This window comes from Nocardiopsis prasina DSM 43845 (assembly GCF_000341265.1).
Taxonomy (GTDB): domain Bacteria; phylum Actinomycetota; class Actinomycetes; order Streptosporangiales; family Streptosporangiaceae; genus Nocardiopsis; species Nocardiopsis prasina.
The window spans coordinates 1-21126 of record NZ_ANAE01000083.1 but is presented as its reverse complement, the minus strand read 5'-3'; the positions used below and the strand labels follow the sequence as shown (position 1 = coordinate 21126).

Sequence of the window (21126 nt, the reverse complement as noted above, 5' to 3'; positions counted from 1 at the left end):
GGCTTTTGTTATGGCCGGCACGGATCGGCGGGCGCAGTGCCCCCGCACCGTGACCGCACAGCGCACAGGAGAGACAGAGCGTGGCGATCAACCCTGACTACCTCGGCCGGGAGTACCCCGCCCCCGAGGCCTACGAGGTGACGCGCGGCAAGATCCGCGAGTTCGCCGAGGCGATCAACGACCTCAACCCCGTCTACCTCGACAGGGCCTCCGCCAAGGCCCTCGGGTACGCCGACGTCATCGCCCCGCCCACCTTCCCCGTCATCCTGGGCATGGCCGGGTCCGCCCTGGCCCTGGCCGACCCGGACCTCGGGGTGGACTTCTCCCGGGTCGTCCACGGCGACCAGAGCTTCCGCTACAGCCGCCCGCTCCAGGCGGGCGACGTCCTGAGCACGGTCACCCGCATCACCGACATCAAGGCGCTGGGCGGCAACGAGCTCATCACCATGGAGACGGTGGCCGAGGCGGCCGACGGCGAGCACGTGGTGACGGCGGGCATGATGCTCGTCGTTCGGGGTTCCTAGGAAGCGGGGAAGACAGTGAACAGGATCAAGCACGCCGACGTCGAGGTCGGGACCGAGATCCCCGAGCGGGCCTTCCCGGTCCGCCGTCTGGACCTGGTCCGCTACGCGGGCGCCTCGGGTGACTTCAACCCGATCCACTGGAACGAGCGGTTCGCGAAGTCGGTCGGCCTGCCCGACGTGATCGCGCACGGCATGTTCACCATGGCCGAGGCGGGCCGGGTCGTCACCGACTGGACCGGGGACCCCGGCAGCGTCGTCGACTACGCGGTGCGCTTCTCCGCGCCCGTGGTGGTCCCGGACGACGACCAGGGCGCCGAGATCACCGTCGGCGGCAAGGTGAAGGCCAAGAACGACGACGGCACCGTCACCGTTCTGCTCACCGCCCGCTCCGGCGGCGCCAAGGTCCTGGCCAAGGCCACAGCCGTGGTCCGCCTGGCCCCGTAGCCCACAGGGCCACGACCGTCCCCATCCGCACCCGCGTTCGTTCTCTCCGCAAGAGGTATGCCCGTGTCCACGATGCTCGCCGACCACACCACCCTCGGCCTGGGCGGCCCCGCCAAGGCCTTCCGGACCGCCAGTTCCACCGACGAGCTCGTCGGCTTGGTCACCGAGGCCGACCGCACGGGTGAGCGCGTGCTCGTGCTCGGCGGCGGCAGCAACCTGGTCGTCGCCGACGACGGGTTCCCCGGCACCGTGGTCCTGGTCGCCTCCCAGGGCGTCACCACGACCGAGGCCGGTACCGACCCGGAGACCGGCGAGGAGATCGTCCTGCTGAGGGCGGACGCGGGTGTGGAGTGGGACCCGCTGGTGGAGCGGACCGTCGCCGAGGGCCTCAACGGCGTCGAGTTCCTCTCCGGAATCCCCGGCCGGGTGGGGTCCACCCCCATTCAGAACGTGGGCGCCTACGGCCAGGACGTCAGCCAGACCGTCCACGAGGTGCTGGTCCTGGACCGCACCACCGGCGAGCTGGTCACGCTGTCCAACGCCGAGTGCGGCTTCACCTACCGCGACAGCGCCTTCAAGGGCCACGACCGGTACGTGGTGTGCGAGGTCGTCTTCGAGCTGCGCCGGGGGCCGCTGAGCCGCCCCGTCCGTTACGCCGAGGTGGCCCGCGCCATGGGCGTGGACGCGGGGGAGCGGGTGCCCCTGGTCCGGGCGCGCGAGGTGGTCCTCGGGCTGCGCGCGGGCAAGGGCATGGTCTTGGACCCCGCCGACCCCGACACCCGCAGCGCGGGCTCGTTCTTCACCAACCCGGTCCTGTCGGCCGAGGAGTACGCGGCCTTCCGCGAGCGGGCCGGCGCGCGCCTGGGGGCCGGCACCGAGATCCCGGGGCACCCCGACGACGCGGGCAACGTGAAGCTCTCCGCCGCCTGGCTGATCGACCGCGCCGGGTTCACCAAGGGCTACGGCGACGGTCCCGCGCGGATCTCCGGCAAGCACACCCTGGCCCTCACCAACCCCGGCGGCGCCACCACGGCCGACCTCCTGGACCTGGCCCGCGAGGTGCGGGCCGGGGTCGAGGCGGCCTTCGGGGTGCGCCTGGTCAACGAGCCGGTGCTGCTCGGGGTCAGTCTCTGATCCGGGCGGCACCAGCAGTCCGGGCCCCGGGGCCCTCCCGGCTCCGCCCGCGGACGCCTGGCGCGGGGCACCGTCCGTCACCCCTCCTCCTCGCCAGCGCGGCGACCGCAGCGGCGACAAGACGCCCAAGAAATAAGTTAGGCGCCTCTAACTCCTTTATCAGGCCAACCTGAGAATTCAATTCGCCAGATCAATAAATTGCGATCAACAATGGTTCTGGTAATGTCTTGGGTGTCGAAGGGGAGTAGTCCCCAATGCGCGCGGTCGACACACTGGACGTTGACGTCCCGGCCGTGTGAGCCCAGTACAGCGGGCGGACGAGACCTTTGACCCGGTAGGAAACGACCGGGTTGAAGGGGCGTTCTCCGCCTCCTTCTGCCCATCCCGGACAGCAGGAGAACCATGTCAGCTTTTCTGATCGGCCTCGGCGTGAGCACGGGTGCCATCTTCATCGCCGAAATGGGCGACAAGACCCAGTTGGTCGCGATGTCCCTGGCGACCCGTTACCGCGCCCTCACCGTCATCCTCGGCATCACCGTCGCCACCGCCGTGGTGCACCTGGGAAGCGTGTTCATCGCGGAGGTCCTCGGCACGGCCATCCCCACCGACTGGCTCACCCTCGCGGCCGGGTTCGCGTTCCTGGTCTTCGGACTGTGGACCCTGCGCGGCGACGAGATGACCGACAAGGACGAGGAGCGGGCCGCCTCCCGCCGCATCCGCTCCGGGTTCGTGACCGTGTTCGTGGTCTTCCTCGTGGCGGAGCTCGGTGACAAGACCATGCTCGCCACCATCACCGTGGGGACCCAGTACCACTGGCTCCCCGTGTGGATCGGCTCCACCGTCGGCATGGTCGCGGCAGACGCCATCGCCATCGCGATCGGCGCGGTCCTCGGCAAGAAGCTGCCCGAGAGGGCCATCCAGGTCGGCGCCTCCGTGCTGTTCTTCGTCGCGGGGGCGGCCATGCTCGGCCAGGGCGCCTGGATGCTCCTGGCCTGAGCACACGGGGTGGGGCCTCCCACGCCCGTTCAGCCGCCCAACGGCTCCGGTTCGCCGGCCAGCCAGTCGTCCACCCCGGAGAGCAGCTGCTTCTTCAGGGAGTCGGGGGCCCCGGCGCCCCGGATCGACATCCGCGCGAGGTCGGCCAGCTCGGCGTCGGTGAACCCGAACACCTCACGGGCGATCCGGTACTGCTCCACCAGGCGCGGCCCGAACAGCAGGGGGTCGTCGGTTCCCAGGGCGATGGGCGCACCGGCCTGGTAGAGCCTGCGCAGCGGGACGCGGTCGAGCTGGTCGAAGACCCCGAGGCCCACGTTGGAGGTCGGGCAGACCTCCAGGGTCACCTCCTGGGTGGCGATGCGCTCCAGCAGGTAGGGGTCCTCCACGGCGCGCACCCCGTGACCGATCCGGTCCGCGTTCAACTCGTCCAGGCACTCCCGGACGCTGCGCGGGCCGTTGAGCTCCCCGCCGTGGGGCGTGGAGAGCAGCCCGGCGCGCTTGGCGATCCGGAAGGCCGCCTCGAACTCCCGCGCCCGGCCGCGGCGCTCGTCGTTGTTCAGCCCGAACGACACCACGCCGCGGCCCGAGTACTGGGCGGCGAGGCGGGCCAGGGCCCGGGCGTCCAGGGGGTGCCGGGTCCGGTTGGCGGCCACCATCAGGCCGATCGCCACACCCGTCTCGCGCTCGGCCACGCGGGCGGCGTCCAGGATCAGCTCCAGCGTCGCGGTCAGCCCGTCGAAGAGCGAGGAGTACCCGCTGGGGTCGACCTGGATCTCCAGCCACCCCGAACCGGCGTCCCGCTCGTCCTCAGCGGCCTCCAGGAGCAGGCGGTGGATGTCCTCGGGCCTGCGGAGCACGGAGCGGGCGATGTCGTAGAGGCGTTGGAAGCGGAACCAGCCGCGTTCGTCCGTGGCCCTGAGCTTGGGAGGCCACTCCTTCACCAGGGCCTGGGGCAGGTGCACCCCGCGCTCCTCGGCCAGTTCCACCAACGTGTCGTGGCGCATCGAGCCGGTGAAGTGCAGGTGCAGGTGGGCCTTGGGCAGCCGATCCAGTCGGCGAGCGGCGGTCGGTGTCTCCATGAACCAAGCCTGCCGTATGAAGGGCACCAAGCGTGCCAGGAATGACCAACAGCACACGACGCGAACGCGCCCCGGGCCGGAGCCCGGGGCGCGTCGTCCGTCGTCGGTGCCGGTGGGGGCTACTCCGCCTCGCCCAGCAGTTTCTGCACGCGGCTGACGCCCTCCACCAGGTCCTCGTCGCCCAGCGCGTAGGACAGGCGCAGGTAGCCCGGTGTCCCGAAGGCCTCGCCGGGCACCACGGCGACCTCGGCCTCCTCCAGGATGACCTCGGCCAGTTCGGCGGAGGTGCTCGGCGTCCGGCCGCGGATGCTCCTCCCGAGGACCCCCCTGACGGACGGGTAGACGTAGAACGCCCCCTCGGGCACGGGACACACCACGCCGTCGATCTCGTTGAGCATGCGCACGATGGTCCGGCGGCGGCGGTCGAAGGCCTCGCGCATCTCCTCGACGGCCGTCAGGTCTCCGGAGACGGCTGCCAGCGCGGCGGCCTGGGAAACGTTCGCGACGTTGGAGGTGGCGTGCGACTGGAGGTTGCTCGCGGCCTTCACGAGGTCCTTCGGGCCGATGATCCACCCCACGCGCCAGCCGGTCATCGCGTACGTCTTGGCGACCCCGTTGACGACGACCGTGCGGTCGGCGATCTCGGGCACCTCGACGGGCAGCGAGGAGAATTCGGCGTCGCCGTACACGAGGTGTTCGTAGATCTCGTCGGTCAGCACCCACAGGCCGTGCTCGTGCGCCCAGCGGCCGACGGCCCGCACCTGCTCGCGCGGGTAGACGGCCCCGGTCGGGTTCGACGGCGAGACGAAGACCAGCACCTTGGTGCGCTCGGTGCGCGCGGCCTCCAACTGCTCGACACCGGCCATGTACCCGGTGCTCTCGTCGGTGACGACGAAGACCGGCACGCCCCCGGCGAGCCGGACCGACTCCGGGTAGGTGGTCCAGTACGGGGCGATGACGATGACCTCGTCGCCCGGGTCCAGCATGGCGGCGAAGGCCTCGTAGATGGCCTGCTTGCCGCCGTTGGTCACCAGGACCTGGGCGGGCTCCACCTCGTAGCCGGAGTCGCGCCGCGTCTTCTCCGCGATTGCCGCGCGCAGCTCGGGCAGTCCGGCGGCGGGGGTGTAGCGGTGGAAGCGGGGGTCGCGCGCGGCGGCCACGGCCGCCTCCACGACGTAGTCCGGGGTCGGGAAGTCCGGCTCGCCCGCGCCGAAGCCGATGACGGGTCGTCCCTCCGCCTTCATGGCCTTGGCCCTGGCGTCCACGGCGAGGGTGGCGGACTCGGAGATGGCGCTGATACGTGCGGAGACACGGGGTCGCTCAGTCATGTCCCCATCGTGTCACGTGCCACTTCGCCGCACCGGGCGGGCGCCGAACCGGTTTGTCCGGAGCCAAGGTGAGGGCATACAATCGTCGGCGTCGGCCGGTCGCCGTGCGGGCGCAACATCCACAAGGGTGTGCGACAGCACTCCGGACCGGCTATGGTGGGGAACGCAGTTTCCGCTAAGGGCAGTGGCTCAATTGGCAGAGCACCGGTCTCCAAAACCGGCGGTTGGGGGTTCGAGTCCCTCCTGCCCTGCAAGTCCGCGCGCGGTCGGGGTGACGCATCGTCGCCGCCCCGGCCGCGAGGGCGACGGAACTACGGGGATACGAAGCAACCCGCGACCCTAAGGACCCCAGGTGACTCAGACTGACGCCGACGCGAAGCCCGACAAGGAGCCGAAGCGTCGTACCGGTCCGGTGACGTTCACCAAGCAGGTCGTCGGAGAACTCCGCAAGGTCCGTTGGCCCACGCGCAAGGAACTCGTCACCTACACCATCGTCGTGATGGTGTTCGTCGTGATCGTCCTCGCCTACGTCTCCCTCATGGACTTCGCCTTCGGTGAGGCCGTGACCTGGCTCTACGGCACCTTCGGCCGTCCCGCCGGAGCCTAGCTCCGACGTTCAGCCCCGCTCGGCGCCCCTTCTCGGGCGCCCTCGACGGTGGCCGTGTCCACCCTCGCCCGGTTCCTTCCGACCGGACCTCGTCCGGTCACGCTCGTCCGCGCGTTGGTCCCGCTTCGCCCGGAGAGACCGTAAGCTGGCAGGACTGGGTTCGACGCACGGCCGGTTTTCGGCGTGCGTCGTGCGCACTAGCGAATCCGACGAGAGAAAGAGCAGCCGTGTCCGAGTCCCCACTGACCTCTGACGACTTCCCCGAAGAGGAGCCGGATCAGTCGTCGGCGGAAGAGACCGGCCTGGCGGGCGAGCTGTCCGAGGAAGCGGTCGAGCCGGCCGACGCCGACAGCCCCCAGCTGACCGAAGAGGCCGACGAGAGCACCGAGGACGCCGAAGAGGTCGAAGAGGCCGACGCGGAGCCCGAGCTGCCCCGTCTCGACCCCGTCGAGGAGTTCCGCAACGAGCTCGTCCTCCTGCCCGGCGACTGGTATGTCGTGCACACCTACGCGGGTTACGAGAAGCGGGTCAAGGCCAACGTCGAGAGCCGTACCCAGTCCCTCAACATGGAGGAGTACATCTTCCAGGTCGAGGTGCCCGAGCACGAGGTCACCGAGGTCAAGAGCGGCAAGCGCCAGCAGGTCACCGAGAAGGTCCTGCCCGGTTACGTCCTCGTCCGCATGGACCTGACCGACGAGTCCTGGTCCGCCATCCGCAACACCCCCGGCGTCACCGGCTTCGTGGGCCTGTCCAACAAGCCCGCCCCGCTCAGCCTCACCGAGGTGGCCAAGCTCCTGGCGCCCGAGCCGGAGGAGGAGCCGGAGCAGGCCCAGCAGGCCAGGTCCGGCGGCGGTGGCTCCGACTCCCGCTCGGACGTGGCGTACGAGGTCGGCGAGTCCGTCACCGTCATGGAGGGTCCGTTCGCGACCCTGCCCGCCACGGTCAGCGAGATCAACGCCGACACCCAGAAGCTCAAGGTGCTGGTGTCGATCTTCGGTCGCGAGACCCCGGTCGAGCTCTCGTTCAACCAGGTCGCCAAGATCTGACCCCGTGGGGCCTTTCCCACAACCCGCCCGGACCACTGTCCGGGCGACGTAGACTTGGTGGGTCCGTCCCTCGCGGGACGGACCCACTGTCGCGCTGTCCCACCCGGGTGCCAACCCTGGCGGAACGCGCTCCGGTCCGTCCGGTCCCGACGGGCCGTGACCCCGTGCCCCTGGCACGGACAGCCTCCTTCGGCAGCGGTTCCACCGCGGTCCCCGTGGCCCGTGGCGCCGTGGGGGAGGCAGGGATCGGCACACAACGCAGATCAGGCAAAGGACCCGATATGCCTCCGAAGAAGAAACTTGCCGCACTCGTCAAGGTGCAGCTCCCCGCTGGTCAGGCGACCCCGGCGCCGCCCGTCGGTACCGCTCTCGGTCCGCACGGCGTCAACATCATGGACTTCTGCAAGCAGTACAACGCTGCTACGGAAGCCCAGCGCGGCAGCGTCATCCCCGTCGAGATCTCCATCTACGAGGACCGCTCCTTCACCTTCGTCACCAAGACGCCCCCGGCGCCTCGGCTGATCCTGAAGGCCGCCGGGCTGGACAAGGCCGCCACCGACCCGGGTCGCAGCACCGCCGGTTCGATCACCGCCGACCAGGTCCGTGAGATCGCGCAGACCAAGCTGCCCGACCTCAACACCGACGACATCGAGGCCGCGTCCAAGATCGTCGCCGGCACCGCCCGCTCGATGGGCATCGAGGTCAAGTAGCTCCCCTCGGGGTTGCTCGACGGCAAGAACCACCGTGGCAGGGCCAGCGCTGGCCCTAGGACCACACGTTCCCGTAGGAGAACAGCGTGAAGCGCAGCAAGAACCACCGCAAAGCCAACAACCTGGTGGACCGCGACCGGCTCTACAGCCCCGCCGAGGCTCTGAAGCTGGCCAAGGAGACCACCAACGTCAAGTTCGACGCGACCGTCGAGGTCGCCCTGCGTCTGGGCGTCGACCCGCGCAAGGCCGACCAGATGGTCCGCGGCACCGTGAACCTGCCGAACGGCACCGGCAAGACCGCTCGGGTCCTGGTCTTCGCGACCGGTGAGCGTGCCGAGCAGGCCCGTGCCGCGGGCGCCGACATCGTCGGTGACGACGACCTGGTCGAGAAGGTCCAGAACGGCTTCCTGGACTTCGACTCCGTCGTGGCCACCCCGGACCTCATGGGCAAGGTCGGCCGCCTGGGCCGCGTGCTCGGTCCGCGTGGCCTCATGCCCAACCCGAAGACGGGTACCGTCACCCCGGACGTGGCCAAGGCCGTGACCGAGATCAAGGGCGGCAAGATCGAGTTCCGCGTGGACCGCCACGGGAACCTGCACTTCATCATCGGCAAGGTCTCGTTCGACGAGCCCAAGCTGCTGGAGAACTACCAGGCCGCGATCGACGAGGTCAACCGCCTCAAGCCGTCCGCCGCCAAGGGCCGCTACATCAAGAAGGCCGTGGTCACCACGACGATGGGTCCGAGCATCCCGCTCGACGCCTAGCTGTGTCTTCTTGGGCCTCCGCTTCGCTTTGGCCCGAGGCTCGTGACACGAGAACGGCCCCCGCACTCCTCAGGGAGTGCGGGGGCCGTTTCCGTGCCCGGGGGTGCTACAGGGTGCCGATCTCTTCCTCGGCGGGGATCTCGAAGGAGGTCGAGCCCAGCGCGGAGAACTCCATCCAGACGTCGGACTCGTCGTCGGAGAACTCGATGCGCATCGGGAAGCCGTCGGCGTCCAGCCAGAGCTTGGTGTTCAGGGTGCTCTCCAGGCCACCGCCGAACAACTGCTCCACGGCGCCGCGCTCCTCGGCCGTCATCTCGGAGATGTCGCCGGTGGACATCGAGCCCTCCACCACGGTGGTCTCGACGCCGTCGATCTCCTCGGTGCCGACCTCGGTGACGTCCTCCAGCTCGGAGAAGGCACCGGCGAGGTCCGGGAGCGCCTCGACGTCGAAGCTCTCGGTCGGGTCCGCGTTCTCCTCGACGTCTCCGCGCAGCCACGGGGTGCCGGAGCCGTAGAGGCCGTGGGGGTCGGCCATCAGGGTGTCGCCGCCCTCCAGGAGGAGAACGGTGGACGCGCTCAGGTCCTCGGCGGTGACGCCCTCGGGGAGCTGACCGGACATCAGCTCGTACATGGTCTCGCCCAGGAAGGGCATGTCCACGGTGGCCAGCACCGCCGCGGGGTCGTCCGTCACCTGGTAGTTGAAGGTGACGGTGACGTCGCCCTCGGCCGTCGGGTCGACGGTGACGACCTCCATGTCGAGGGTGTAGTTGGTGAGCTCCTGGGTGCTGGAGCCCAGGTTGCCCAGCAGGTCGTCCAGGGAGGCGCCGGCGGGGGAGGCCTCGGTGGTGTCGCCGTCGGCCGCGGGCTCCTCGTTACCGCAGGCGGTGAGAACGAGGACCAGGGAGAGGGAGCCGGCGGCGATGAGGGCCGGAGTGCGGGTGTTCACGCGTACGTGTGCTTTCTCTAAGAGGGCGCGTCAGAGAGCGGGGACGCCCAAGTAAGTCATCATGTTCGCATGTCAGACGGACATTTCTGGCAAACGGTTCCCGAGGGGGCCGAGTCAGTCCCGGACGGGCTCGCTGACCTCGTCGCCGTTGGGAACGTGGAAGCTGGTCCCGCCCCGCTCGGAGAACTCCAGCCACAGCGACGAGACGGGGCCGGAGGACTCCATCCGGACCGGGAAGCCCTCGGCGTCCACCCAGACGGACACGTCCAGGTGCCCGGACACGTCGTCGCCGAGCAGGGGCGCGAGGGCGGCCCGCTCTCCGGGCCCGGCGCCGTCCGCCAGCGCGGGCAGGACCCCGTGGAGGGGGAGCGTCCCGGTGTTCCCGACGTCCTCGGCGGGGCCGGGCTCGGCGCCCTCCATCCCGGACAGCAGCCCGACCAGATCGGCCAGGGAGCCGAGATCGAGCACCTCGGCGGGGGAGGGCGAGGGGAGCAGGGCGTCGCCCCGGACCCACTCGGTGGGGGCGCCCAGCAGGTCCTGGGAGTCGTGCAGCAGGGCCTGCCCTCCCTCCGGGTGGACCACCACCAGTTCGGGGCCCTCCGGGGTCCTCAGTGTGGCCCGCACGGCGGCGGGGGAGCTCGACACCTCGTAGGTGAGCAGCGTCCGGGCATCCTCCTCGGAGCGCGGCCCGAACCCCACGTCGAGCGTGTAGTCGTCGGCCAGCGCGGTGGCGTCGGCCAGGGCGTCGAGCAGTGCCTCCGTGTCGGCCTCCTCGTACCAGGGCCGGTCGGCGGAGGGGAAGAGCGTGCACCCGGACAGGAGAAGGGACAGGGCACCGGCCAGGGCCAGGGCGGAACGGGGGGATTCCACGGTGGAGGGGACTCCTTCGGAGCGGGGGGCTCGGGTCCCCATCGTGTCATTCCGCCCTCCACGGGCGGGCGGGAGCACGGCACGTGTCCGTGATCACCCGATCGGACTCCGGGCGGAGGCCCGAGCACTCCGATCGGCGGCTAGTATTGGTACTTGCCGAAGACCGCTGGTCGTCACCCGCTCGGGTGACCCAAGGACCCATTGATGGGCGCCCGCGCAGGTGTCACCAGAGCTTTCCCGTTCCGGGACGTGCCAGCCACGTACTGAGAACGCGGTCGTGCCCCGTGCGCCTCGCGCTCGGGGCTTTTTCTCGTGCTGACGCCGATCATGGAGCCCTTGGGAATCAACCAGCGTTCACTGTTGGAAGGAGTCCCATGGCGAGGCCGGACAAGGCAGCCGCGGTCGCCGAACTCACGGACGAGTTCCGTGAGTCGAACGGCGCCGTGCTGACCGAATACCGGGGGCTCACTGTCGCGCAGATCACTGAACTGCGTAACAGCCTCGGCCAGACTGCGCGTTTTCGCATCGTCAAGAACACGCTGACCAAGATCGCGGTCAAGGAGGCCGGCGTCGACGAGCAGATCACCGATCTGCTCGAGGGCCCGTCCGCCATCGCCTTCGTCCACGGGGACGTCGTCGAGGCCGCGAAGGGTCTGCGTGACTTCGCGAAGACGAACACGCCTCTGGTGATCAAGGGCGGCATCATCGACGGCAAGTCGATGAGCGCCGAGGACGTCACCAAGCTGGCCGATCTGGAGTCCCGAGAGGTTCTCCTCTCGAAGCTGGCCGGCGCGCTCAAGGCCAAGCAGGGCCAGGCCGCCGCCGTCTTCCAGGCGCTTCCCTCCAAGACTGTGCGTCTCGCGCAGGCCCTGGCGGACAAGCGTTCCGAGGAAGCCGCTTAAACCCCATGAACCACGGCGGGTGCTCACGGCGCCCGGCCACTGGCTCGCACGATGCGCCATTGGGCGCGCGTGTCGTTAGAGAAAGAGAGATCGCATCATGGCGAAGCTCAGCAACGAGGACCTGCTTACCGCGTTCGAGGGCATGACCCTCCTCGAGCTCTCCGACTTCGTGAAGCTGTTCGAGGAGAAGTTCGACGTCACCGCCGCCGCCCCGGCCGCCGTCGTCGCCGCCGGCCCCGCCGGTGCCGCTCCGGCCGCCGAGGAGGAGAAGGACGAGTTCGACGTCATCCTCGAGGGCGCTGGCGACAAGAAGATCCAGGTCATCAAGGAGGTCCGTGGCCTCACGAGCCTGGGTCTCAAGGAGGCCAAGGACCTCGTCGACAACGCCCCGAAGGCTCTCCTCGAGGGCGTCAACAAGGAGGCCGCGGAGAAGGCCAAGGCCGCCCTTGAGGGCGCTGGCGCCACCGTCACCCTCAAGTAGTCCTCCGCGGGCGCCAGTCGCCCGCTGGTCTGCGTGAAGCGGCCGTTCCTCCCCCAGGGGAGGGGCGGCCGCTTTCTCGTGCCCGGGGCCGCCCCGGTGGTGCGTCGTGATTCGGTCGTCGGGAACCGGGAGGTTCCGGTCCGAGTCGGGAGGCCGAAGGTCCCCCGCCGACGGCCGACCAACGTCCCGTATGTCGTGAACGACGCCGTGTCTGAACCGTCGTGAGCTGGGTGATGTGCGAAGCTGGGGCGGTTCGCGTGCGGGATCCCCGTGTCCCCGTGTGCGAACTGTCCTCGGGACGCGATAATCTCCCGTCCCGGGAATCTTGAAGGGCTCCGGAGAGAGTGTTTACCCGCCTGGGGCGGGGGAATCCTTCCGGGTGTCCGTTGGCTCACATCCCCCGTGGGGCCAGGGCAGGCGCGCTGTTTCACCCTGATGGTCCAGGGCCTTCCCCCGGGGATGTGCGTGGTGGCGGTACCGCCGTCGACCGGGTACGACCCGGGACCGCCGGTCCCTTACGAGGGTGCTGGTGTAGGCATGCCGGGCTTGACGGATCGCCCTCCAGGGGTGATCCTGCCGGTGTCGTGAGTGGCGCTGTGGACCGTGAGTGGACAGCGGTGTGGTGTTCGGCTACACTGCTCTTTTGCGCTGCCCTTTGGTGATCCCTGTGTCGGTGTACGGCTTCCGCCATTCCATTTTTCTGGAATCCGGAAGGCCCGTCCCCGCTCGATGTGACCGTCTCAACCGCGTTGCGGCGGTCCCTCTCGTGACGGATCGTCTGGCGTGCGCGCTTCAACCGCCACAAGCCTTCGGAAGGACCCCTGTTGGCAGCCTCGCGCAACGCCTCCGCTAACGCCCTTGGTCCGCACCGCGTTTCTTTCGCCCGTATCCAGGAACCCCTCGAGGTTCCGAACCTTCTGGCCCTGCAGACCGAGTCGTTCGACTGGCTGCTGGGCAACGACACGTGGAAGACCCGGGTCGAGACGGCCCGCAACGCCGGCCGCAAGGACGTTCCGGAGCAGTCCGGTCTCGAAGAGATCTTCGAGGAGATCAGCCCGATCGAGGACTTCTCGGGCACGATGTCTCTTTCGTTCCGTGACCATCGGTTCGAGCCGCCCAAGTACTCCGAGGAGGAGTGCAAGGACAAGGACATGACGTACTCCGCCCCGATGTTCGTCACGGCGGAGTTCATCAACAACGACACCGGTGAGATCAAGAGCCAGACGGTGTTCATGGGCGACTTCCCGCTCATGACCGTCAAGGGCACCTTCATCATCAACGGCACCGAGCGCGTTGTCGTGTCCCAGCTGGTCCGCTCCCCGGGCGTGTACTTCGACAAGTCCGTCGACAAGACCTCGGACAAGGACCTCTTCGGCTGCAAGGTCATCCCGTCCCGCGGCGCCTGGCTCGAGTTCGAGGTCGACAAGCGCGACTTCGTCGGCGTCCGCATCGACCGTAAGCGCAAGCAGGGCGTCACCGTCCTGCTCAAGGCGCTGGGCTGGACCACGGACCAGATCCTGGAGCGTTTCGGCCAGTACGAGTCGATCCGCAACACCCTGGAGAAGGACCCGACCGCCGGTACCGACGACGCGCTGCTGGACATCTACCGCAAGCTGCGTCCGGGAGAGCCGCCCACGAAGGAGTCGGCCCAGGCGCTGCTGGAGAACCTGTACTTCAACCCCAAGCGCTACGACCTCGCCAAGGTCGGCCGGTACAAGATCAACAAGAAGCTCGGCCTCGACACCGACTTCACGCAGGGCACCCTCACCGAAGAGGACATCGTCGCGACCATCGACTACCTCGTGCGCCTGCACGCGGGTGAGGTCGAGAAGGAGACCGTCCTCGGCCTCCGCCCGGTCGAGACCGACGACATCGACCACTTCGGCAACCGTCGCCTGCGCACCGTCGGCGAGCTCATCCAGAACCAGGTCCGTCTGGGCCTGGCCCGTATGGAGCGCGTCGTCCGCGAGCGGATGACCACCCAGGACGTCGAGGCGATCACGCCGCAGACCCTGATCAACATCCGTCCCGTCGTCGCCTCCATCAAGGAGTTCTTCGGCACCTCGCAGCTGTCCCAGTTCATGGACCAGACCAACCCGCTCGCGGGTCTGACCCACAAGCGCCGCCTCTCGGCGCTGGGTCCGGGCGGTCTGTCCCGTGAGCGCGCGGGCTTCGAGGTCCGAGACGTGCACCCCTCGCACTACGGCCGCATGTGCCCGATCGAGACGCCTGAGGGCCCGAACATCGGTCTGATCGGCTCGCTCGCCGCCTACGGCCGGGTGAACTCCTTCGGGTTCGTCGAGACCCCGTACCGGAAGATCATCGACGGCAAGGTCTCCGACCAGGTCGACTACCTGACCGCTGACGAAGAGGACCTCTACGTCATCGCGCAGGCGAACACCCCGATGAACCCGGACGGGAGCTTCGCCGAGGCCGGCGTGCTCGTCCGCCGTAAGGGCGGGGAGTTCGAGCAGGTCAGCACCGACGAGGTCGACTACATGGACGTGTCGCCGCGACAGATGGTGTCGGTCGCCACCGCCATGATCCCGTTCCTGGAGCACGACGACGCCAACCGCGCGCTCATGGGCTCCAACATGCAGCGCCAGGCCGTGCCGCTGCTGCGCGCCGAGTCGCCCTTCGTCGGCACCGGCATGGAGTACCGCGCCGCCACCGACGCTGGCGAGGTCATCATCGCCGAGAAGGCCGGTGTGGTCGAGGACGTCACCGCCGACTACGTCACCGTGATGGCCGACGACGGCACGCGCAAGACGTACCGCATGGGCAAGTTCCAGCGCTCCAACCAGGGCACCTGCTTCAACCAGCGCCCCATCGTGCACGAGGGCCAGCGCATCGAGGTCAAGCAGGTCCTCGCCGACGGTCCGTCCACGGACCAGGGTGAGATGTCGCTGGGCAAGAACCTCCTCGTGGCGTACATGTCCTGGGAGGGGCACAACTACGAGGACGCGATCATCCTCAGCCAGCGTCTGGTGCAGGACGACGTCCTCTCCTCGATCCACATCGAGGAGCACGAGGTCGACGCCCGTGACACCAAGCTCGGCCCGGAGGAGATCACCCGCGAGATCCCCAACGTCAGCGAGGAGGTCCTCGCCGACCTCGACGACCGGGGCATCATCCGCATCGGCGCCGAGGTCGTCGACGGCGACATCCTCGTCGGCAAGGTCACGCCCAAGGGTGAGACCGAGCTGACCCCGGAGGAGCGCCTGCTGCGCGCCATCTTCGGTGAGAAGGCCCGCGAAGTCCGCGACACCTCCCTGAAGGTGCCGCACGGCGAGACCGGCAAGGTCATCGGCGTTCGCGTGTTCAGCCGCGACGAGGGCGACGAACTCGCCCCCGGCGTCAACGAGATGGTCCGCGTCTACGTGGCCCAGAAGCGCAAGATCACCGATGGTGACAAGCTCGCCGGCCGTCACGGCAACAAGGGCGTCATCTCGAAGATCCTGCCCCAGGAGGACATGCCCTTCCTGGAGGACGGCACCCCCGTCGACATCATCCTCAACCCGCTGGGCGTCCCCGGCCGAATGAACGTCGGTCAGGTACTGGAGGTCCACCTGGGCTGGCTGGCCAAGAACGGCTGGTTGGTCGAGGGGGTCGAGGAGGAGTGGCAGAAGTCGCTGCACGCGATCGGAGCGGCCGAGGTCGACCCGAACTCGCGCGTGGCCACGCCGGTCTTCGACGGCCTGCACGGTGACGAGCTCAGCGGCCTCATCCAGTCGGTCCGCCCGAACAAGGACGGCAACCGCCTCATCAACGAGGACGGCAAGGCCCGCCTGTTCGACGGCCGCACCGGTGAGCCCTTCGCCGAGCCGATCTCCGTCGGCTACAAGTACATCCTGAAGCTCCACCACCTCGTGGACGACAAGATCCACGCCCGTTCCACCGGCCCGTACTCCATGATCACGCAGCAGCCGCTGGGTGGTAAGGCGCAGTTCGGCGGCCAGCGGTTCGGTGAGATGGAGGTCTGGGCGCTGGAGGCCTACGGTGCCGCCTACGCCCTCCAGGAGCTGCTCACCATCAAGTCCGACGACGTGGTGGGTCGAGTCAAGGTCTACGAGGCCATCGTCAAGGGCGAGAACATCCCCGAGCCGGGCATCCCTGAGTCCTTCAAGGTGCTCATCAAGGAGATGCAGTCGCTCTGTCTGAACGTGGAGGTGCTGTCCAGTGACGGTATGTCCATCGAGATGCGGGACAGTGACGAGGACGTCTTCCGCGCCGCGGAAGAACTGGGAATCGACCTGGGCAGGCGAGAGCCGAGCAGTGTCGAAGAGGTCTAACTTCCGCGGAATTCGAGAGCAGGGGACGAATTAAGTGCTCGACGTCAACTTCTTCGACGAGCTGCGGATTGGCCTCGCCACCGCTGATGACATTCGCCAGTGGTCGCACGGCGAGGTCAAGAAGCCCGAAACCATCAACTACCGCACCCTCAAGCCAGAGAAGGACGGACTCTTCTGCGAGAAGATCTTCGGTCCGACCCGGGACTGGGAGTGCTACTGCGGCAAGTACAAGCGCGTCCGCTTCAAGGGCATCATCTGTGAGCGCTGCGGCGTCGAGGTGACCCGTGCCAAGGTGCGCCGTGAGCGGATGGGCCACATCGAGCTGGCCGCTCCCGTCACGCACATCTGGTACTTCAAGGGCGTGCCCTCCCGCCTGGGCTACCTGCTGGACCTGGCGCCGAAGGATCTCGAGAAGATCATCTACTTCGCCGCCTACATGGTCACGTGGGTGGACACCGAGGCCCGTGAGCGCGACCTGCAGTCGCTGGAAGCCCGGATCTCGGTCGAGAAGCAGCACCTGGAGCAGCGTCGCGACTCCACCATCGAGGAGCGCCACCGCAAGCTCGAGGCCGACCTGGCCGAGCTCGAGGAGCAGGGTGCCAAGGGCGACGCGCGCCGCAAGGTGCGCGAGGGCGCCGAGCGTGAGATGCGCCAGCTGCGCGATCGCGCCCAGCGCGAGATCGACCGCCTCGACGAGGTGTGGAGCCGTTTCAAGAACCTCAAGGTCCAGGACCTCGAGGGCGACGAGATGCTCTACCGCGAGATGCGCGACCGTTTCGGGAAGTACTTCCGTGGCGGCATGGGCGCCCAGGCCATCCAGGACCGCCTGTCCAACTTCGAGCTGGACGAGGAGGCGGAGAAGCTCCGGGAGACCATCCGCACCGGCAAGGGCCAGAAGAAGGCCCGCGCCCTGAAGCGGCTCAAGGTCGTCTCGGCGTTCCTCAACACCACCAACAGCCCCATGGGCATGGTGCTGGACTGCATCCCGGTGATCCCGCCGGACCTGCGTCCGATGGTGCAGCTGGACGGTGGCCGCTTCGCGACCTCCGACCTCAACGACCTGTACCGCCGCGTCATCAACCGGAACAACCGCCTCAAGCGGCTGCTGGACCTGGGCGCGCCCGAGATCATCGTCAACAACGAGAAGCGGATGCTCCAGGAGGCCGTCGACGCGCTGTTCGACAACGGCCGCCGTGGTCGCCCGGTCACCGGTCCCGGTAACCGTCCGCTCAAGTCGCTGTCCGACATGCTCAAGGGCAAGCAGGGTCGTTTCCGTCAGAACCTGCTCGGCAAGCGCGTCGACTACTCCGGCCGTTCGGTCATCGTCGTCGGCCCGCAGCTGAAGCTGCACCAGTGCGGTCTGCCCAAGCAGATGGCCCTGGAACTCTTCAAGCCGTTCGTGATGAAGCGCCTGGTGGACCTGAACCACGCGCAGAACATCAAGAGCGCCAAGCGCATGGTGGAGCGGTCCCGCCCCGTCGTCTGGGACGTCCTCGAAGAGGTCATCACCGAGCACCCGGTGCTGCTGAACCGTGCTCCGACGCTGCACCGCCTGGGCATCCAGGCCTTCGAGCCGCAGCTGGTCGAGGGCAAGGCCATCCAGATCCACCCGCTCGTGTGCACCGCGTTCAACGCGGACTTCGACGGTGACCAGATGGCCGTGCACCTGCCGCTGTCCGCCGAGGCCCAGGCCGAGGCGCGGCTGCTGATGCTCGCCACCAACAACATCCTCAAGCCGTCCGACGGCAAGCCCGTGACCATGCCCACCCAGGACATGATCATCGGCCTGTTCTACCTGACGACCGAGCGCGCGGGTGCCGCGGGCGAGGGTCGTGCCTTCCGTTCCCCGGCCGAGGCCATCATGGCCTACGACCTGGGCGACCTGGACCTCCAGGCCAAGATCCGGCTGCGTATCGCCGACGGCGCTCCCGCGCCCAAGGACTGGACGCCCCCGGAGGGCTGGGAGCAGGGCGACGTCTACGTCCTGGAGACCACGCTGGGCCGGTACCTCTTCAACGAGGCCACCCCGGTGGACTACCCGTACGTCAACTTCCAGGTGGGCAAGAAGCAGGTCTCGGTGCTGGTCAACGACCTCGCCGAGAACTACCCCAAGGTCCAGGTCGCCACGACCCTGGACGCCCTGAAGGACGCCGGTTACCGCTGGGCCACCCGGTCCGGTCTGACCATCGGCATCGAGGACGTCGTCGCGCCTCCGCGCAAGGCCGAGATCCTCGGCGGGTACGAGCGCAAGGCCGACAAGATCCAGCGCGAGTACGACCGCGGTCTGATCACCGACGACGAGCGCCGGCAGGAGCTCACCGAGGTGTGGACCCAGGCCACGGCCGAGGTCGCCAAGGACATGGAGGACAACTTCCCCGCCGACAACCCGGTGTGGATGATGGTCCAGTCCGGTGCGCGTGGTAACCCGATGCAGGTGCGCCAGATCGCCGGTATCCGTGGTCTGGTCTCCAACACCAAGGGTGAGACCATCCCGCGTCCGATCAAGTCCTCCTACCGTGAGGGCCTGTCCGTGCTGGAGTACTTCATCTCCACGCACGGTCAGCGCAAGGGTCTGGCGGACACCGCCCTGCGTACCGCCGACTCGGGTTACCTGACCCGTCGTCTGGTGGACGTCGCGCAGGACGTCATCGTCCGCGAGATCGACTGCGGCACGGACCGTTCGCTGTGGCACGAGATCGGTGAGAAGAACGCCGCCGGCGTCGTCGTGCGCAAGCACAACGTCGAGAACACCGGTTTCGGTCGGACCATCGCCGAGGACACGCTGGACCCCGAGGGCAACCTCGTCCTTCCGGCGCTGTCCGACACCTCCGAGCAGAACATCGACAAGCTGGTCGCCGCCGGGGTCACCCGCGTGCGCATCCGCTCGTCGCTGACCTGTGAGGCGAAGATCGGTGTCTGCACCACCTGCTACGGCCGCTCCATGGCGACCGGCAAGCCGGTGGACGTCGGTGAGGCGATCGGTATCATCGCGGCCCAGTCCATCGGTGAGCCCGGTACCCAGCTGACCATGCGTACCTTCCACATGGGTGGTTCGGCCGGTCAGGACATCACCCACGGTCTGCCCCGTGTCCAGGAGCTCTTCGAGGCCCGCGTCCCCAAGGGTGTGGCCCCGATCTCCGAGATGGAGGGCCGGATCAGGGTCGACGACACCGAGAAGAGCCGCAAGATCGTCGTCATCCCCGACGACGGCACGGACGAGATCGCCTACCCGGTCCCGATGCGTGCGCAGCTCCTGGTGAGCGACGGCGACCACGTCAAGGTCGGCCAGCAGCTCATCCAGGGTGCGATCAACCCGCACGAGGTTCTTCGTATCCAGGGCCCGCGCGCGGTGCAGCAGCACCTCGTGTCGGAGGTCCAGGAGGTGTACAAGTCGCAGGGTGTGTCCATCCACGACAAGCACATCGAGATCATCGTCCGCCAGATGCTCAAGCGGGTGAACATCCTGGAGTCCGGTGACACCGAGCTCCTGCCCGGTGAGATGGTCGAGCGGCCGAAGTTCGAGCGGATCAACCGACGCGTCGTGTCCGAGGGCGGCCAGCCCGCCGCCGGACGTCCGGTGCTGCTGGGTATCACCAAGGCCTCTCTGGCCACGGAGTCCTGGCTGTCGGCGGCCTCCTTCCAGGAGACCACCCGCGTGCTGACCGAGAACGCGATCCACGGTAAGAGCGACCCGCTGCTGGGCCTCAAGGAGAACGTCATCATCGGTAAGCTCATCCCGGCCGGTACTGGTATTCCGCAGTACCGCAACATCCGGGTGGAGCCGACCGAGGAGGCCAAGGCCTCGATGTACTCGGTCTCCGGTTACGAGGAGCCCAGCGAGTACACCTTCGGTCAGGGTTCGGGCGAGGCCGTTCCGCTGGAGGAGTACGACTTCGGTCCGTACAACCGGTAGGTCCAACCTGAACGTTGGTTGAGCTGACGGCGGTGGTCAGCCACCCCCATCACCGGGGGTGGCCCCGCCGCCGTTTCGTCGTTGTCGGTTCGTACACTGCGGTGCGGACGGGGAGAGGGCGCTTCGGCGCTGTCGGGAGAGCAGGCAAGTGACTGATAACGGGGGCGGGACGCCGGGCAACCGTGCGTCCGATGCGGACGGGGACTCCTGGTTCAAGCCCAGCGAGAACCGCTACCGCACACAGTCGGAGTACCAGGACCCCCTGGAGGAGGACGCGGCCGCGAACCCGGGGGAGGGGAGCGCGGAGGGCGCGGTCTTCCCCGACAGCGGCGGCTACGCGGGGTTGAGCGCCTCGCGTCCGGCGATGGTCGAGCCCTACCCGGACGCTCTAGGCGGTCCGCCCTCGGCGCCCGGAATCTCGTACCCGGGTGCGGGCACGTCGGCCTACGAGCCGGTGACCCGTTTCCCGGGGGAGGACCCCCTCGCCGTCCGCGAGCCCGGGTACCCGGGCATCGCGGCCAGCGCCGAGGTGCCGCTACCCCCCGAGGACGACAGCTGGGCNGGCGGGGGGGGGGGGCCCCCCCCCGCCGGTGAGCGCACCGCTCCCGCGACGGGGGAGCCCGCCTCCGCCCAGGACCCGTGGAACCCGCAGGAGTCCCTCTCCAGCCACGGGTGGGAGTCCGGGGGCTCGGAGTCCTCGACTGCCGGGCACACTCCGGGCGCTCCTCGCGACCCAGGTTCCTCCAGCGACTCGTGGGATTCCCGGGACTCCGGCTCTCCGCTGGGATCCGATTCCGCACGGGACGCATGGATGCCCCTGGCCTCGACCCCTGGTTCCAGGGATTCCGAGGCTCCCTCCGGGGTTGCCTCCGGTGCTCCCGAGGGCCCTGGTTCCGTCGGCGACTCCTGGTCCTCGCGGGACTCCGCTGCCTCGCTTGGTTCCGAGCCGTATGGAACCGACGCTGCCCCGTGGTCCTCCCCGGACTCCGGTTCGTCCGGTGATTCGTGGGGTTCCGGGGGCTCCGATTCGCTTGTGTCCTCGGACTTCGCGCCCTCGGGTGCTCCTGAGGACTCCGGTTCTGTTGGCGAT

16 protein-coding genes and 1 tRNA gene are annotated in these 21126 nt (G+C 68.5%); 13 read left to right on the top strand and 4 right to left on the bottom strand.

Annotation, left to right across the window (positions count from 1 at the left end; all coding sequences use genetic code 11):
- Positions 1 to 80 precede the first annotated feature (80 nt).
- The 4 genes from D452_RS0104880 (at position 81) to D452_RS0104865 (ending at position 3098) form a co-directional block, all read left to right on the top strand.
- Positions 81 to 524, top strand: coding sequence for a MaoC family dehydratase N-terminal domain-containing protein (locus D452_RS0104880; RefSeq protein ID WP_017543029.1), 444 nt, complete (start codon positions 81 to 83; stop codon positions 522 to 524).
- Positions 525 to 539: 15 nt separating this feature from the next.
- On the top strand, positions 540 to 968 hold the full coding sequence (locus tag D452_RS0104875; RefSeq protein WP_017543028.1) for a MaoC family dehydratase: 429 nt from the start codon (positions 540 to 542) through the stop codon (positions 966 to 968).
- 57 nt (positions 969 to 1025) lie between these two features.
- Positions 1026 to 2102, top strand: a complete 1077-nt coding sequence (locus D452_RS0104870; RefSeq protein WP_193374212.1) for a UDP-N-acetylmuramate dehydrogenase — start codon at positions 1026 to 1028, stop codon at positions 2100 to 2102.
- Between the two features lie 402 nt (positions 2103 to 2504).
- Entirely contained in the window at positions 2505 to 3098 is a 594-nt protein-coding gene (locus tag D452_RS0104865; RefSeq protein WP_017543026.1) for a TMEM165/GDT1 family protein, read from the top strand.
- A 29-nt stretch (positions 3099 to 3127) separates the two neighbouring features.
- On the opposite strand, the gene D452_RS0104860 is transcribed toward D452_RS0104865, so the two are convergent.
- Entirely contained in the window at positions 3128 to 4177 is a 1050-nt protein-coding gene (locus D452_RS0104860) for an adenosine deaminase (protein ID WP_017543025.1), read from the bottom strand.
- Positions 4178 to 4296: 119 nt separating this feature from the next.
- On the bottom strand, positions 4297 to 5505 hold the full coding sequence (locus tag D452_RS0104855) for a pyridoxal phosphate-dependent aminotransferase (RefSeq protein WP_017543024.1): 1209 nt from the start codon (positions 5503 to 5505) through the stop codon (positions 4297 to 4299).
- Positions 5506 to 5683: 178 nt separating this feature from the next.
- Here D452_RS0104855 and D452_RS0104850 point away from each other — a divergent pair.
- From D452_RS0104850 to rplA, 5 genes are all read left to right on the top strand, one after another.
- Positions 5684 to 5756: transfer RNA gene (locus tag D452_RS0104850), tRNA-Trp, on the top strand.
- Positions 5757 to 5857: 101 nt separating this feature from the next.
- The gene (secE, locus tag D452_RS0104845) at positions 5858 to 6112 is read left to right on the top strand and encodes a preprotein translocase subunit SecE (protein WP_017543023.1); all 255 of its coding nucleotides are present in this window, start codon (positions 5858 to 5860) and stop codon (positions 6110 to 6112) included.
- 227 nt (positions 6113 to 6339) lie between these two features.
- Positions 6340 to 7158 (top strand): transcription termination/antitermination protein NusG, encoded by an 819-nt coding sequence (gene nusG / locus D452_RS0104840; protein ID WP_017543022.1) that lies wholly within the window; start codon positions 6340 to 6342, stop codon positions 7156 to 7158.
- A 281-nt stretch (positions 7159 to 7439) separates the two neighbouring features.
- Positions 7440 to 7868, top strand: coding sequence for a 50S ribosomal protein L11 (rplK, locus tag D452_RS0104835; RefSeq protein WP_017543021.1), 429 nt, complete (start codon positions 7440 to 7442; stop codon positions 7866 to 7868).
- Between the two features lie 86 nt (positions 7869 to 7954).
- The gene (gene rplA, locus D452_RS0104830; RefSeq protein ID WP_017543020.1) at positions 7955 to 8632 is read left to right on the top strand and encodes a 50S ribosomal protein L1; all 678 of its coding nucleotides are present in this window, start codon (positions 7955 to 7957) and stop codon (positions 8630 to 8632) included.
- A 106-nt stretch (positions 8633 to 8738) separates the two neighbouring features.
- On the opposite strand, the gene D452_RS0104825 is transcribed toward rplA, so the two are convergent.
- Together D452_RS0104825 and D452_RS0104820 are read right to left on the bottom strand one after the other, a co-directional pair.
- Complete coding sequence (locus D452_RS0104825) at positions 8739 to 9578, bottom strand: LolA-like protein (RefSeq protein WP_017543019.1); 840 nt, start codon at positions 9576 to 9578, stop codon at positions 8739 to 8741.
- 114 nt (positions 9579 to 9692) lie between these two features.
- Positions 9693 to 10448, bottom strand: coding sequence for a hypothetical protein (locus tag D452_RS0104820; RefSeq protein ID WP_017543018.1), 756 nt, complete (start codon positions 10446 to 10448; stop codon positions 9693 to 9695).
- Between the two features lie 374 nt (positions 10449 to 10822).
- Here D452_RS0104820 and rplJ point away from each other — a divergent pair, with 374 nt between their 5' ends.
- The 4 genes from rplJ to D452_RS0104800 all read left to right on the top strand — a co-directional run bounded on the left by rplJ (position 10823) and on the right by D452_RS0104800 (position 20036).
- On the top strand, positions 10823 to 11350 hold the full coding sequence (gene rplJ / locus D452_RS0104815; RefSeq protein WP_017543017.1) for a 50S ribosomal protein L10: 528 nt from the start codon (positions 10823 to 10825) through the stop codon (positions 11348 to 11350).
- A gap of 97 nt (positions 11351 to 11447) precedes the next feature.
- Positions 11448 to 11831, top strand: a complete 384-nt coding sequence (gene rplL, locus D452_RS0104810) for a 50S ribosomal protein L7/L12 (RefSeq protein ID WP_017543016.1) — start codon at positions 11448 to 11450, stop codon at positions 11829 to 11831.
- Between the two features lie 824 nt (positions 11832 to 12655).
- The gene (gene rpoB / locus D452_RS0104805) at positions 12656 to 16123 is read left to right on the top strand and encodes a DNA-directed RNA polymerase subunit beta (protein WP_017543015.1); all 3468 of its coding nucleotides are present in this window, start codon (positions 12656 to 12658) and stop codon (positions 16121 to 16123) included.
- A gap of 34 nt (positions 16124 to 16157) precedes the next feature.
- A complete protein-coding gene (locus D452_RS0104800) occupies positions 16158 to 20036 on the top strand; it encodes a DNA-directed RNA polymerase subunit beta' (protein ID WP_017543014.1) in 3879 nt (1292 codons plus the stop codon).
- Positions 20037 to 21126: the final 1090 nt, after the last annotated feature.

Excerpts from the sequence above, each read along its gene's own strand:
- D452_RS0104865 (WP_017543026.1), top strand. The coding sequence starts at position 2,505 with ATGTCAGCTTTTCTGATCGGCCTCGGCGTGAGCACGGGTGCCATCTTC.
- D452_RS0104860 (WP_017543025.1), bottom strand. The coding sequence starts at position 4,177 with ATGGAGACACCGACCGCCGCTCGCCGACTGGATCGGCTGCCCAAGGCC.
- rplJ (WP_017543017.1), top strand. The coding sequence starts at position 10,823 with ATGGCGAGGCCGGACAAGGCAGCCGCGGTCGCCGAACTCACGGACGAG.
- rplL (WP_017543016.1), top strand. The coding sequence starts at position 11,448 with ATGGCGAAGCTCAGCAACGAGGACCTGCTTACCGCGTTCGAGGGCATG.
- rplK (WP_017543021.1), top strand. The coding sequence starts at position 7,440 with ATGCCTCCGAAGAAGAAACTTGCCGCACTCGTCAAGGTGCAGCTCCCC.
- D452_RS0104855 (WP_017543024.1), bottom strand. The coding sequence starts at position 5,505 with ATGACTGAGCGACCCCGTGTCTCCGCACGTATCAGCGCCATCTCCGAG.
- D452_RS0104870 (WP_193374212.1), top strand. The coding sequence starts at position 1,026 with ATGCCCGTGTCCACGATGCTCGCCGACCACACCACCCTCGGCCTGGGC.